Genomic DNA, 13,223 nt, shown 5'->3' on the forward strand with positions numbered 1-13,223 from the left:
CAAGATCCACCTCCGCGTCAACGGTGCGGGCCTGCCCATGAGGTCCGAGATCACGCCCGGCCAGACATCGGATTACCTTGGCTTCGACATGGTCATGGCCGACAACCGGTGGTGTCAGACGGATGAGAACCGGTCTCTACAAGGACAGGATGCTTGTCCCTTAATTCACACCAAGTTGGCGCCACTCGGCGAGAGCAGCGTTTCGGTTCAGCTTGAAATTGGCTCGGGAGTAGAGGTGGCGCTCCTGGTTGAAATGATTGTAGACGGAGGAATGGACGGCGACGAATTTCTGCAAACTTCGCATGCGCCGGAAACGTTGCATTGCCCGTTCTCGTCGTCGAAATGGAAGGTGTGAATTCTCGGCCCGATTGTTCAGCCAACGGCCTGTGTGCTGCAGGTCGGTGGCTCCAATTTCCCGCAGCGCCGCACGGTACGAAGGGAGGCGATCCGTCACCAGCACTTCGGGCCGCCCATAGCGTCGCATCAGTTTTCTTAGGAATTTCAAAGCTGCACGTTTGTTTCGGCGTTTCGTGACCACGGCTTCCAGAACTTCGCCTTCGTGATCGACAGCCCGCCACATGTAGTGACGCTCGCCACTGATCCTCACGAAAACCTCGTCGACGTGCCACTGCCATTGCCGCCCGGATCGCAGTCTTTCCGCCCGCCGACGCCGGATTTCTGACGCGAACATCGGGCCGAAGCGGTGCCACCAGAAGCGGATCGTTTCGTGGCTCACATCGATGCCGCGCTCGTGCAGCAAGTCCTCTACGTTGCGCAATGAAAGCGGGAAACGAACATACATCATGACCGCCAGGCGAATGACCTCGGGGCTGCTGTGGAAATACTTGAACGGATCGCGTTTGGGCATGCCAGAAAGCTACGAAACCGCCCTGCCCGCCTCAACCGGATTCCTTCTGACAAGACCTCTCTGGCAGATGGCATAGCCCAAGCGCCCGGAAAAACGGGAGAAAACAGGGAAAGAAGGACTGCGCTGACAGAGATAGGGGTGGGTGGCGGAGAGAGAGGGATTCGAACCCTCGAGACGGTTCCCCGCCTACACACTTTCCAGGCGTGCGCCTTCGACCACTCGGCCACCTCTCCGTTCGGCGCTGTTTATACGCGGCGCGTGGCGTTGTGCAAGGGGCCGTCGGCGAAAACTATACGGTCATCCGCGCGCCGAGTTCGACCACGCGGTCCCGCGGGAGGCGATAGTAATCTGACGGATCCGCGGCGACACGCGTGAGGGCGATGTAGATCCTGTCAAGCAGGCGCAATACCCCGGCACGGGCGCCTAGAACCACCTTGCGGCGGCCGAGGAAGAACGAGGTCTCCATGGCGACGAACTTCAATCCTTCGCGGCGGGCCTGGCCGAGCGCGCGGGCCACGTTCGGCGTCTCCATGAAGCCGAAGCGAAGCCTTAGCCGGGCGAAGCGTTCGTTGATTTCCTGGTACTCCGCGCGTTCCTCGTCGCCGACATGCGGCACCCGCGCCGTCTCGACGGTCACGATGATGTTGCGCGCATGCATGACCCGGTTGTGTTTAAGATTGTGCAGGAGCGCCGGCGGGACCGAGCTCGCGTTCGAGGTGAAGAACATCGCCACCCCCGGCACGACCTGGGCCGAGCTCGTGAGCATCGATGAGGCGAAGCTCTCAAGGTCCACCTTCTGTTTCTGGCTCAATGCGAGCGACAGTTGCGTTCCGCGCCACCAGCTTGCCATCACCAGGCCGAGACCGGACGCGATCAGGACCGGCACGTAACCGCCATCGAAGATCTTGAGAAGGTTGGACCCGAAGAACGCCGCCTCAAGAACCAGGAACGGGACCGCCACGAGGATCGCCACGACAAGCGGGATACGCCATCCGCGACTCGCAAAGACCACGGCCAGAACGGTATCCACCAGCATCGCGCCGGTGACCGCGATGCCATAGGCAGACGCGAGCGACTCGGACGTGCCGAAGCCGAATACAAACGACAACACCCCAATCAGCAGGAGCGCGTTGACGGCGGGCAGGTAGATCTGCCCGCTTTGCGATTCCGACGTGTGCCGGATCGTCAGGCGCGGCAACAAGCCGAGCTGGATGGCGGCACGAGCCATGGAGAACGCGCCGGTAATCACCGCCTGGGCCGCGATGACGGTCGCGGCGGTGGCAAGTGCGACCAGCGCAGGCAGGAGGACGGGCGGCACCAGGTGAAAGAACGGATTCACGAGCGAGGAAGGGTCGCGCAGGACCAGCGCTCCTTGGCCGAGGTAGTTGAGAACCAGCGCCGGGAACACCAGCGCAAACCATGCGAGCATGATCGGCCGGCGCCCGAAATGGCCGAGATCGGCGTAAAGCGCCTCGGCCCCGGTCACGGCAAGGAAGATCGCGCCCAGCACAACGAAGGCTAGCAGACGGTGCTCGATCAGGAAGCTGACGGCAAAGCGGGGATCGAATGCCGCGAGGACGCCAGGTTCGGCCGCGAGTTGCAGCGCCCCGGTGATGCCCATCGTCAGAAACCAGACCACGGTGATCGGGCCGAAGGCAAAGGCGATCGCGCCGGTACCGTAGCTCTGGATCGCAAAGAGCGCGATCAGGATACCGACCGTGACCGGCAGAACGAAGGACTGGAAGTGTGGAGCGACAAGACCGATCCCCTCGACGGCCGACAGCACCGAGATCGCGGGCGTTATCACCGCGTCGCCGAAGAAGAGCGCCGCACCGAGGATGCCGAGCACGAGGACCGGGATCGAGCGCCGTCCGATCGCCAGTCGAGCGAGCGTGTAAAGCGCGAGAATCCCGCCCTCGCCGTGATTGTCCGCGCGTAACAGGATCAGCACGTACTTGATCGTGACGATGATGATCAGCGCCCAGATCAAGAGCGAGATCACGCCGATGACCTCGGATCGCTCGAGCCCGTCGTGGGCCACCGGCCGCAAAGCTTCGCGCAGCGCGTAGAGCGGCGAGGTGCCGATGTCGCCGTAGACGACGCCGATCGCGCCGAGCGTCAGGGCGGCCAGGCCCCCACTGCGCTCGTGATGTCCATCGCCCACGACGTCGCGCGGCGGCGCATCGGCGCTGGCCCCGGTGACCGGGGCAAGTACGGACTGGGTCATTTGCTGTTTCGCTCCGCCGGCATGCCGTTACCGGACATAGCCAAGCAGCTGTTCGGGCAGGTTGGGTGCCAAGGCACCGCGGGGCTCCGAATGATCGCGTCCGGCAGGAGACGCTCTGTGGGAAGATCGGTCACGCCAGGCAGAACGACTCGATGCGATATCCCCGTCGGCGGAGTATGCCGCATTGCAGAAATTGGTCAAGCGGCCTTGGCGGCGGCGTTCAATCCAACAGGATAAGGCTGACACGACGATTCTGCCGGCCCTTCTTCTCGACTTTGCCAATCGTCACGCGCCCGATCTCGCCGGTGCGTCCGACATGGGTGCCCCCGCAGGGTTGAAGGTCCACCTGGTCGGCGCCCGCCCCGATCCGGATCAACCTGACCCGCCCCTGCCCCACCGGCGGCGCGACGGACATTGTCTTGACGAGACCCGGATTGGCGGCGAGTTCGGCGTCGGTGATCCAGTCCTCGCTCACCTTCAGGTCGCGGGTCACCAACGCGTTCAGCTGATCTTCCAGCGCCGCCACGTCTTCGGGTGGCTCCGGCATGTCGAAGTCGAGCCGCCCCTTGCCGTCGCCGATCTGGCCGCCGGTCACCGGCAGCGGGATCACTACCGACAGAAGATGCAGCCCGGTATGCACACGCATGTGCCGGTAGCGCCGGTCCCAGTCGAGCCGCTGAAACACCGGCGCGCCAATCGGCGGCTGCGCCTCCGGCGTTTCGGGGATGAGAACCACGGCCCCGCCCTCCCCCTTGATCGTGGTGGAAATGGCGATCTCTCCGCCGTCCCAGTCGAGCCAACCCGCGTCTCCCGGCTGTCCGCCACCGGTCGGATAGAAGAGGCTCGCATCGACGACGATTCCGCCCTCGGCAGTCAGTGCCGTCACGCGGGCCGGTGCTTCGCGCAGATAGGGATCGTCACGAAAGAGAAGTCGCGTCGTCACAAGTCGTCACCGCCATCGCCATCACCATCGTCATCGGGATCGTTGTGGACCAGGTAAGTATCGGTCGGACCCAGAGCTGACGGTTTCGCCTCGGTTCGCGGCGGTCCGCTCCGCCGGGGCGCCGCACGGCTGCCGACGAGCGTCTCGGGATTGCGGATCCACAGGTCACGCTGCGCGAAGGGAATCTCGATTCCCTCTGCCGCAAAGCGCTCGGTGACTTCGTGCAGGATCTCGGTCTGTACGTCGAGCTTGTAGTTCACGTCCGACAGGATCGCCCGTATTTCGAAGTTCAGGCTGTCCGCGCCGAGCGCCACGAACTGCACCGAGGGCGCGGGATCGACCATCACCAGCGGCTGCGCCTCGGCGATCTCCAGCAGGATCGCCTGCACCCTGCGGGTATCGCTGCCGTAGGCGACGCCGACCGGAACGATCAGCCGCCCGGTGAGGTTGCCGCGGGTGAGGTTCGTCACCACGCCCGAAACGAGGTCAGCGTTCGGCACGATCACGTCGGTGCGGTCGAAGGTCTCGATCCAGGTGGAGCGGACCGAGATTCCCTTCACCGTGCCGAACTGCCCGTTGACGTCGATCATGTCGCCTTCCGAGATCGGCCGCTCGATCAGCAGGATTATGCCCGCGACGAAGTTCGAGACGATGTTCTGCAGGCCGAAGCCGATGCCGACCGAGAGCGCGCCTGCGACGATGGCGAGCGAAGACAGGTCGATGCCGGCGCCGGTGATCGCGACAAGCGCGGCGAGGAATATCCCGACATAGCCGATCCCGGAGGTGAGCGCGTTCTGCACGCCCTTGTCGAGTCGGGTGCGCGGCAGGACCGCCGATTTGAGCGCCGCCTGCGCCATCCTCGTGATCATGTAGCCGATCAGGAAGATCAGCAGGAAGGTAATCATGACCGTGGGCGACAGCCGGATTCCGCCCAGCGTGACGCCCTCGCTGAACCGGGTCCAGGCCTCGGACAGGTCCGCGACCCGTGCACCCCAGATCAGCGCGAAGACCGGCAGTGCCAGCAGCGTCAGCACAAAGCCGATGAGAACCGGGAACAGCGCCTCGCGCCCCTCCTCGCCTTTGCCTGTGGCAACGAGATAGACGTCGGATACGAAGCGTTGCAGCAGCAGGATCAGGCCCAGGAGGCCGAGCGATTTCGCCGTCGGCCAGATCAGCGCGTTCGCCGCCGCGACATAGCCGATGAGCGCCAGCGCCGGCGCCAGCACCGACACGACGATGACCGCCGTTCCCATGAGCCGCAGGATCCGCTCTCGGAACTCCACCCCGACGTCGGCCGCCGCGATCGTGCCGGAGCGCGGGCGGATGAGCTGGCCAAGCCGGAACAGGAACACCGCGACGATGCAGACGAGCGGCGCGGCCCAGACGGCCTGCGCGGCCATCGACAGGGGCGGCCGAACCTCGGTGATGAACGCGGTGCGCAGCGCCTCCAGCGCCAACATCAGCGCAATCATGTTCACATGGAACCGCGCCTCCAGCGGGCGCTCGGTCAGGAATGCGCCCCCCTCGACGCGAAACAGCCAGCTTCCAATCCAGCGGGTCGTGAAAAAGAGAAACGCCGAATAAGGCAGCGCGCGAACCAGCGCCCCGCTGCGCGGCCCGGTCATGCCGGTGTTCTCGATCGCGAGCACGAGCAGCACCATACCGCCGACCGGAACCACCCACTGGCCGAGCGACAGGATCGCCGCAGCGATGTTGCGCCGTCGGATCGAATCGCCGGTTGCGAGCCGCGTCACCAGCCGCTCCATGAACTGCGGCCCTCGCAGCATGAGCACGCCGGCGATGGCGAGGTACAGCAGGATCACCGGCAGGTTGTTCTGCAGTTCGGTGCGCCGCGCCGGGTTCTGCCACGCCTCGCGGGTCTCCGACAGCAGTGTCTTGAGCCCTTCGGTCAGCACCGCGAATCCGGCCGGCCAGTTGCCCGGATTGACCGGCGTCGGTGACAGCCGCAAGAACTCCGAGGCCTGCCGGGCCCGGATCACCGCGTCGATTTGCCGGATCAGACCATCCGCACGGCTGCGCGCCTCCTCCGCCTCCAGCCTTGGCGCCTGCAACTGCGCGAGCTGGTCGTTCAGCGCCTTGCGCCGGCTTGCGATCTCGGGCGCGTCGGGCTTTTCCTCACTCGGAGCGGGTCCGAGTGCGGCGATCTGGTCCTTCACCGTCTCTATCTGCGCGGCATTGGCGCTCTGCGCGTCAGAAAAGCGCGCCCGCCAGTCAACGAGCTTTTCTCGCAAGGCCTCGAAGGCCGAGTTGCTTGCGGCCTTGGCTGCCAGAGCCTCTTCCGCGAGTTTCGCGTCGATCTCCCAGGCGTCGTAGTCGGGCACTTCGGCCTGCTGGGCCACGGCCGCCACGGGAAGGAGCGTGAGTAAGGCCGCCGGCGCCGCGCCGAGAACCAGCGCCAGCAGGAGGAGCCGGAACCACCGCATCAGTCTTCGAACACGCTCGGGAGCGCGCGCCCGGCCTTGTCGAGCCAGTGCGGCACCGGCAGACCCTTCGCGCGAAGGAAATCGGGGTTGAAGAGCTTCGACTGGTACCGCTGGCCATAGTCGCACAGCGGCGTGACGATGGTGCGACCCGGCCCCATCTCGCGGGCCAAGCGGATCGCGCCCGCGACGTTGATCCCGGTCGAGCCGCCCATGCAGAGCCCCTCCTCTTCGAGCAGGTCGAAGACGATTGGCAGCGCCTCGGCATCGGGGATGTTGAAGGACATGTCGGGGCGGAAACCCTCGAGGTTGGCGGTGATCCGCCCCTGCCCGATCCCCTCGGTGATCGAGGAACCCTCAGCCTTCAGTTCACCGGTCGTGTAATAGCTGTGCAGCGCCGCGCCGTCAGGATCTGCGAGCGCGATCTTCACGCCTTTCGGCTGCAGCGCCATCGCCACCCCGGCGAGCGTGCCGCCCGAACCGACCGCAGAGACGAAGCCGTCGATCCGGCCGCCGGTCTGTTCCCAGATCTCCGGCCCGGTCGTCTCGACATGGGCCTGGCGGTTGGCGACGTTGTCGAACTGGTTGGCCCAGATCGCGCCGTTCGGCTCGGTCTCGGCAAGCCTGGCGGCGAGCCGGCCCGAATAGCGCACATAGTTGTTGGGGTTCCTGTAGGGTGCCGCCGGAACCTGGACGAGTTCGGCGCCTGCGAGCCGGATCATGTCCTTCTTCTCCTGGCTCTGCGTCTCGGGGATCACGATCACGGTGCGGAATCCCATCGAGGCGCCGACCAGCGCGAGCCCGATACCGGTATTGCCGGCAGTGCCCTCGACGATCGTGCCGCCGGGCTTCAAGAGCCCCTTCGACACCGCGTCGCGGATGATGTAGAGCGCGGCCCGGTCCTTAACCGACTGGCCGGGATTGAGGAATTCGGCCTTGCCGAGGATCTCGCAGCCCGTCAGCTCGCTTGCCTTGCGGAGCCGGATCAGGGGGGTGTTGCCCACCGCAGCGGCGAGATCGCTGTAAACACGCATGGCCAAACCTCCTGTCGCGTGCCCCATACCTAGGCCGGGCGACAGCGGACCTCAAGCCCCGCCGGCATGCTCTCGCAGCGCCGGCCGTCGGGCGGCGAGCCAATGCGCCAAAAGCACGAGCGGACCGGCGGTAATCTCGCCGCTCGCGACCAGATCCATCAACACGTCGAAGGACACAAGGTGGGCCCGGATATCCTCGTTTTCGCCCTGCGCGCCGCCGATCCCCGCGATGCCGTCGGGCAGGTTGGCGAGGCCGATGTAAGTGTAGAGGAACTCGGCCTTGGCGCCGGGCGACGGATAGTAATTCGACGCGGGCAGGAGATCGCGCAACTCGAGCCCGGCCTCCTCCCGCGCCTCGCGGCGGGCGGCATCCTCGGGCGTCTCGGCACCGTCGATCCGGCCGGCGATCGCCTCGAGAAGCCAGGGCTGCGGATCGCCGCGCCCGTAGGGGCCCATCCGGAACTGCTCGATCAGGAGAACCCGGTCGCGAAAGGGATCGTAGGGAAGCACCACCGCCGCATCGCCGGACATGAAGACCGCGCGGTTGAGGGTCGGACTCATCGTGCCGTCGAAGCGGCGGAAACGCAGGTCATATTCTTCAACCGAGAAGAAATTCGAATAGACCTCGGCGGCGCAGTCCTCCTCGACATCGCCCGGCGCCGCCCGGCGCCGGAGCCGCGTCGGGCCGCCGTCGCGCTGCGCCCTGAGCCGCGCGTCGCCGCGCACCAGCATCATCGGATACCGTGCGAGGATCGTCGCGGAATCGGCGCGGCCGATATGGCGCATGACATCGCCGGCCGTCGCGACGACCACCTCGCCCCAACGCGCCACCCAGTCATCGAGCCGCCATGGCGCGCCCGTTTGCCACAAGCCGCGCTCGGGATAGTATACGCTCGCCTTCGCCGGGCCGGCCGCTGTCTCGACCGTGACCTTACGGGTACCATAGGCAAAGCCGGCCTCGTAGAAATCGAGCCGCGCGACATCCGCCGCGCTCAGATCCGGCACAAGGATGCCTTCGGCCACACCCTCGGCCTCGACGATCGTCGGGAAGGACTTTCCCTCGGCCCAGAATACGGCGTGGCCCGAAAGGCGCGCCGGCCGCGCCGTCACCTCGCGCCCGAGCACCGCGTGCAACAGCGGAAGGTGGCACAGCGTCCCGTAGAAGAAGAAGGAACTCACGGGTTTCAATTCCAGCGCCGGGCCGCCCATTCAGACAGTAGCCCCGCCAGCGCGCCGCCAACCACGAGGACCACCAGCACGTCCCAGGCAATCAGTGAGATGGAGTATTCCACCGCGAGTTCGAAGATCCCGACGACCGCCTCCATCGGGGACTTGTAGGCCGGCCGGAACGCCAGGCGCAGCATCTCGTAGGTCGAAAAGATAAGAAGCGCGAGACCGACGGCGCAGGCCGACGTCTTGATCCCCGAGTTCACCGCCATCCAGTTGCCGCGCCCGGCATCGGGGCCCATCACCCTCCAGCCTGCGACGACGCCGATCAGAGCGGACACGAACGAGAAATACCCGAACTGGGTGCCCTCGGGCATGTGCGGCTTGAAGACCTCCGCGGCGAAAAACGCCACGACCGCGAAGGCAAAGGCGGCAAAGAGTTTAGCTGCGGTGGGCATCTAGACTGCTGGCCTCGATATTGTGATCTGCGTTACGTCGCAGTTTCCGCCGTGGAATGCCCCCGCGCAAGAGGCGAGGTAGAAATTCCACATGCGCTGGAACCGGGTATCGAATCCCATCCCGGCGATCTCGTCCCAGCGCGCGTTAAAAACTTCGTACCAGCGGCGCAGCGTCTCGCTGTAGCTTTCGCCAAACTCGATCGACCCGACCAGCGCCAGCCCGGCGCCCCGGATTTCCTTCTGAAGCGCGCTCCGCGATGGCAACATCCCGCCGGGGAATATGTATTTTTGAATGAAGTCAACGCCTTTCCGGTAGATCTCGAAGCGCTTCTCCTGAAGTGTGATGATCTGAAGCGTGGCATTCCGCCCCGGCTTCAGCCGCTCGCGTAGCGTGCCGAAATAGACCGGCCAGTACTTTTCGCCCACTGCCTCGAACATCTCGATCGACGCGATTCCGTCGAACGAGCCGCGCTCGTCCCTGTAGTCCTGAAGCCTCACGTCAACCCTGTCCTGAAGTCCCGCGCGGGCGATCCGCGCCTGCGCGTATTCAAGCTGGGCCTGCGAAATCGTGAGCCCCGTGACCCGCAGCCCCCGTTCCCGCGCCGCGTATTCGGCGAAACCGCCCCAGCCGCAGCCGATTTCGAGGATGTGGTCGCCGGGCTTTGCTCCCATGCAATCGACGAGCGAGGCGTATTTCTGCTTCTGTGCCGCCTCGAGGCTCTCCTGCCCGGTTTTGAACAAAGCGGAGGAATAGGTCATGCTCCGGTCGAGCCATTTCTCGTAGAACTCGTTGCCGAGGTCGTAATGGTAGGCGATGTTGCGCTTCGCCTGCCGGCGTGAATTGGACCTCAGATGGTGGCGCATGCGTTCGTAGGCCCGCAGGACACCCATGCCCGGAAAGCCGTCATAGATCTCGTCGTTGTCGCAATGGACAAGATCCATGAATGCCATCAGATCCGGCGTGGACCAGCCGCCATCGAGATAGGCGTCGGAAAAGCCGAGATCGCCCTCGCGGATCAGCCGGGCGAAGATGTCGTCATCATGGACGTGAATCTCTGCGGCCGGTCCGGGATTTGCGCCATCGGCGCGGAATCTCCGGCCATCGGCGAGCACGAAATCGAGCCGGCCATTGCGCATGCTCTGCGCAATCCGGAAGACCTGCGCAAAATACCGCGGCAAGCCGACCTGCCCGTCGGTGGTCGTCAACACGTCCATCGGGACCTCCCTGATTACCAATATACCCTTGAAATCAAACACGACAACCGGGCTATCTCGCAGGCGCAGCATCCATCCCGCCGTAGGCATCGAGCGCCCGCTTCCTGCTCGCCGACAAATCGGCCAGCGGGGCTGGATAGCGATCGCCCGGCGAAAGGTGCCAGCTTCGGGGCACGGCTTCGAAGTACTCACGCGCCGTATTTGGCGGCGCTGACTGCCCCTCGGCGATGAATGACGCCCGGTAGGCGCCGTCCGGATCGAAGCGCTCGGCCTGAAGGCGCGGGTTGAAGATCCGGAAGAACGGCGCGGCATCGGGCCCCGATCCGGCGACCCATTGCCATCCCAGCGCGTTCGCGGCCGGGTCCCAGTCGGTGAGGCATTCCGCGAACCAGGCGAGCCCGACGCGCCAGTCGGTCAGGAGGTTCTTGGTCAGATAGGAGGCCGCGATCATCCGCGCCCGGTTGTGCATTCGCCCGGTGACATACATCTCGCGCATAGCTGCGTCGACGAAAGGCTCGCCGGTCAGGCCGCGTCGCCAGCGCTCGGCATCGGCACTGTCGCCGCGCCAGGGAAAGGCGTCCCATCCCGGCCGCCAGTTCGCGCGGTCAAGATCCGGTGCGTGGTACATCAGATGCCAGGCGAACTCGCGCCAGCCGAGTTCGGAAAGAAACTTCTCCGCCCCCGGCCTTCCGGCCTGCCAGTCCCCGAGAGCCGTCAGCCAGACGGCACGGGGCGATATCTCGCCCCAGGCAAGGTTCTCCGACAGGCCCGACGTGCCATGTCGCGCCGGATAATCCCGGTCCTCGACGTAGTTCTCGAGCCGCCCGGCGCGAAACCGGTCCAGCCGATCCCATGCGGCGGCCTCGCCGATCCCGGCATGGCGCGCGACGATCGCGGCACCGCGATCCATTGCCGCGCCAATGGCCCAATCCTCGAGGGAGTCAGAGACAGGCCAGGTCTCCGGAGCCGCGAGCGCGTCCGGAGGCGCCAGTATCCCGCCCGCCTGCCGCCCCCGGATCGCACGCCAGAACGGGGTGAACACCTTGTATGGCGTTCCCGATCCCGTCGCCACGTCCCAAGGTTCGAACACCGTCGCGCCCGCGAAGCTGCGCGCCTCGACGCTTGCGCTTTTCAGAGCCGCCTTCACCGCCCGGTCCCGCTCGATGCCGTCGCGGTCGTAGACGCGTTGCCAGAACACCGCGCCGGCCCCCACCTCGCCGACAATCGAGCAGAGCACATCCAGTGCCGCCCCTCTGCGCAGGATCAGACGTGCGCCGATCGCTTCGAGGGCACCGGCGAAGACGCGCAGACCCTCGCCGAGCCGCCACTTCGCCGCGGCTCCGAGCAGGTCGACCGTTTCATCATGGATGAAGACCGGAACGATCGGCCGCCCGGTCGCGACCACCGCGCCAAGCGCCGCATGATCAGCCAGCCGCAGATCGCGGCGGAACCATAATATGACGGGGGCTTGCCTCATCCTGCCTCCCTCATGCCCCCTCAGTCAGGGGGCGACATCGCCTCGCGCCAGGTCAGGGCAGAGCCCCGCCATCCGTCACAAGACGCGGTCCAGAGCCGCGATCAGACGCGCGACGTCCTCGGCCGAAGTGTAATGGACCATCGACAGTCGCAGCACACCCTTCTCCAGGTCGACCCCCATCGAGGTCAAGGGCCGAACGGCGTAGAAATCCCCGGCCCAGCAGTCGATCCCATGATCTGCCAACGCCGCCGAAACCGGCTCGGCCTCCCGGTCAAGCGCCATTGCGACGGTCGGCGCACGGCGCGCCGCGTCGCGCGGGCCGATGAGCCGGAGGTCGTTGCGCGCCCCCAGGTAATCGAGGAGCGGCTGGCAGACGGCCACTTCCTGCGCCCGCATCAGGTCGTGCACCGCCCCGGCGCGCTTCGCCGCATCGGGTTCGGCCGCGAAGTGGTGGCCATGTAGCGCGTCAAAATAGTCCGCGATCCCGGCCGAGGCCGCGATCTGCGCGTGATCCGGCCCGGCCGGGGTGAACCGCTTGTAGAGCGCGTCGCCGTTGAAATAGTGCCCCTGGTTGGGCAGCCGCATCCCCAGATCCTCGCGGATCGCCATGATCCCCTGATGCGGTCCGTAGACCTTGTAGGCCGAATAGAGGTAAATGTCGGCGCCGAGCGCCGCAACGTTGGGAATGCCGTGCGGCGCGTAGCTCACCCCGTCGACGCAGGTGACCGCGCCCGCCGCATGCGCGAGGGCGACGATCTCGGCGACCGGGTTGATCTCGGCCACGACGTTCGAGCAATGCGGAAAGCAGACGAGCCGCACCTTGCCGTCGGCAAGCAGCGGCGCGAGCCGCGCGGGATCGAGATGCCCGGTCTCGGGGTCGATCCTCCACTCGCGGATCTCCACTCCCTCCTCGCCGAGCCGCCGCCAGGGGCCGGAGTTGGCCTCGTGATCCTGATCGGTGACGACGATCGCCTCGCCGGGCTTCAGGTGCCGGCGGAAGGCCTGGGCCAGAACATAGGCGTTCTGCGTGGTCGAGGGGCCGAAGCTCAGCTCATGGGGCTTGATCCCCATCATCGCGGAGAGGAGCGCCCGCGCCTCGTCCATCTCCGCCCCGCCCGCGGCCGAGGCGGCATAGGGGCCGTAGGGCTGCACCTTGCGTTCCCGGTAGAACCGAGTCAGCCGGTCGATCACCGGCTGGCAGGCATAGGAGCCGCCGGCATTCTCGAAGAACGCGCGCCCCTTTAGCGCGGGCACGGAGAAGGCCGGAAACTGGCGGCGGACGAAGTCAAGATCGAGCGGCATGGTCCCTCCCGGAGCCGATTCCCGAGCCGAACCCTGCCCGCTGGCGATCCGGCTTGCAATGCCGTTGCACCGGGCGCCGGTGTCGGGATTC

At 65.9% G+C, this 13,223-nt stretch carries 10 protein-coding genes, 1 tRNA gene and 1 pseudogene; 1 reads left to right on the forward strand and 11 read right to left on the reverse strand.

Annotated elements, in window-relative coordinates; genetic code table 11:
- Window positions 1-106: pseudogene (locus R5H32_RS18815) on the forward strand (IS5/IS1182 family transposase); the annotation flags it as partial.
- 54 nt (window positions 107-160) lie between these two features.
- Here R5H32_RS18815 and R5H32_RS18820 read toward each other — a convergent pair.
- The 11 genes from R5H32_RS18820 to R5H32_RS18870 all read right to left on the reverse strand — a co-directional run bounded on the left by R5H32_RS18820 (window position 161) and on the right by R5H32_RS18870 (window position 13,132).
- The gene (locus R5H32_RS18820; protein ID WP_318340228.1) at window positions 161-868 is read right to left on the reverse strand and encodes an IS6 family transposase; all 708 of its coding nucleotides are present in this window, start codon (window positions 866-868) and stop codon (window positions 161-163) included.
- 143 nt (window positions 869-1,011) lie between these two features.
- Window positions 1,012-1,101 (reverse strand) — tRNA-Ser (locus tag R5H32_RS18825).
- A 56-nt stretch (window positions 1,102-1,157) separates the two neighbouring features.
- The gene (locus R5H32_RS18830; RefSeq protein WP_318340229.1) at window positions 1,158-3,095 is read right to left on the reverse strand and encodes a potassium transporter Kup; all 1,938 of its coding nucleotides are present in this window, start codon (window positions 3,093-3,095) and stop codon (window positions 1,158-1,160) included.
- A 220-nt stretch (window positions 3,096-3,315) separates the two neighbouring features.
- Window positions 3,316-4,038 (reverse strand): alanyl-tRNA editing protein, encoded by a 723-nt coding sequence (locus tag R5H32_RS18835; protein ID WP_318340230.1) that lies wholly within the window; start codon window positions 4,036-4,038, stop codon window positions 3,316-3,318.
- The gene (locus R5H32_RS18840) at window positions 4,035-6,482 is read right to left on the reverse strand and encodes a DUF3772 domain-containing protein (protein ID WP_318340231.1); all 2,448 of its coding nucleotides are present in this window, start codon (window positions 6,480-6,482) and stop codon (window positions 4,035-4,037) included. The genes R5H32_RS18835 and R5H32_RS18840 overlap by 4 nt, the downstream gene beginning before the upstream one ends.
- The gene (locus tag R5H32_RS18845) at window positions 6,482-7,513 is read right to left on the reverse strand and encodes a cysteine synthase A (protein WP_318340232.1); all 1,032 of its coding nucleotides are present in this window, start codon (window positions 7,511-7,513) and stop codon (window positions 6,482-6,484) included. The genes R5H32_RS18840 and R5H32_RS18845 overlap by 1 nt, the downstream gene beginning before the upstream one ends.
- A 51-nt stretch (window positions 7,514-7,564) precedes the next feature.
- A complete protein-coding gene (locus R5H32_RS18850; protein WP_318340233.1) occupies window positions 7,565-8,692 on the reverse strand; it encodes an NUDIX domain-containing protein in 1,128 nt (375 codons plus the stop codon).
- Between the two features lie 5 nt (window positions 8,693-8,697).
- Complete coding sequence (locus R5H32_RS18855; protein ID WP_318340234.1) at window positions 8,698-9,138, reverse strand: TrgA family protein; 441 nt, start codon at window positions 9,136-9,138, stop codon at window positions 8,698-8,700.
- The gene (locus R5H32_RS18860) at window positions 9,139-10,353 is read right to left on the reverse strand and encodes a cyclopropane-fatty-acyl-phospholipid synthase family protein (RefSeq protein ID WP_318340235.1); all 1,215 of its coding nucleotides are present in this window, start codon (window positions 10,351-10,353) and stop codon (window positions 9,139-9,141) included. It lies immediately after the preceding gene.
- Window positions 10,354-10,405: 52 nt separating this feature from the next.
- The gene (locus R5H32_RS18865; protein WP_318340236.1) at window positions 10,406-11,830 is read right to left on the reverse strand and encodes a deoxyribodipyrimidine photo-lyase; all 1,425 of its coding nucleotides are present in this window, start codon (window positions 11,828-11,830) and stop codon (window positions 10,406-10,408) included.
- Window positions 11,831-11,905: 75 nt separating this feature from the next.
- Window positions 11,906-13,132 carry an aminotransferase class V-fold PLP-dependent enzyme gene (locus tag R5H32_RS18870; RefSeq protein WP_318340237.1) on the reverse strand — a complete coding sequence of 409 codons (1,227 nt, stop codon included), beginning with the start codon at window positions 13,130-13,132 and terminating at the stop codon, window positions 11,906-11,908.
- Window positions 13,133-13,223: the final 91 nt, after the last annotated feature.

This window comes from Defluviimonas sp. D31 (genome assembly GCF_033436765.1).
In the GTDB taxonomy this organism is placed as follows: domain Bacteria; phylum Pseudomonadota; class Alphaproteobacteria; order Rhodobacterales; family Rhodobacteraceae; genus Albidovulum.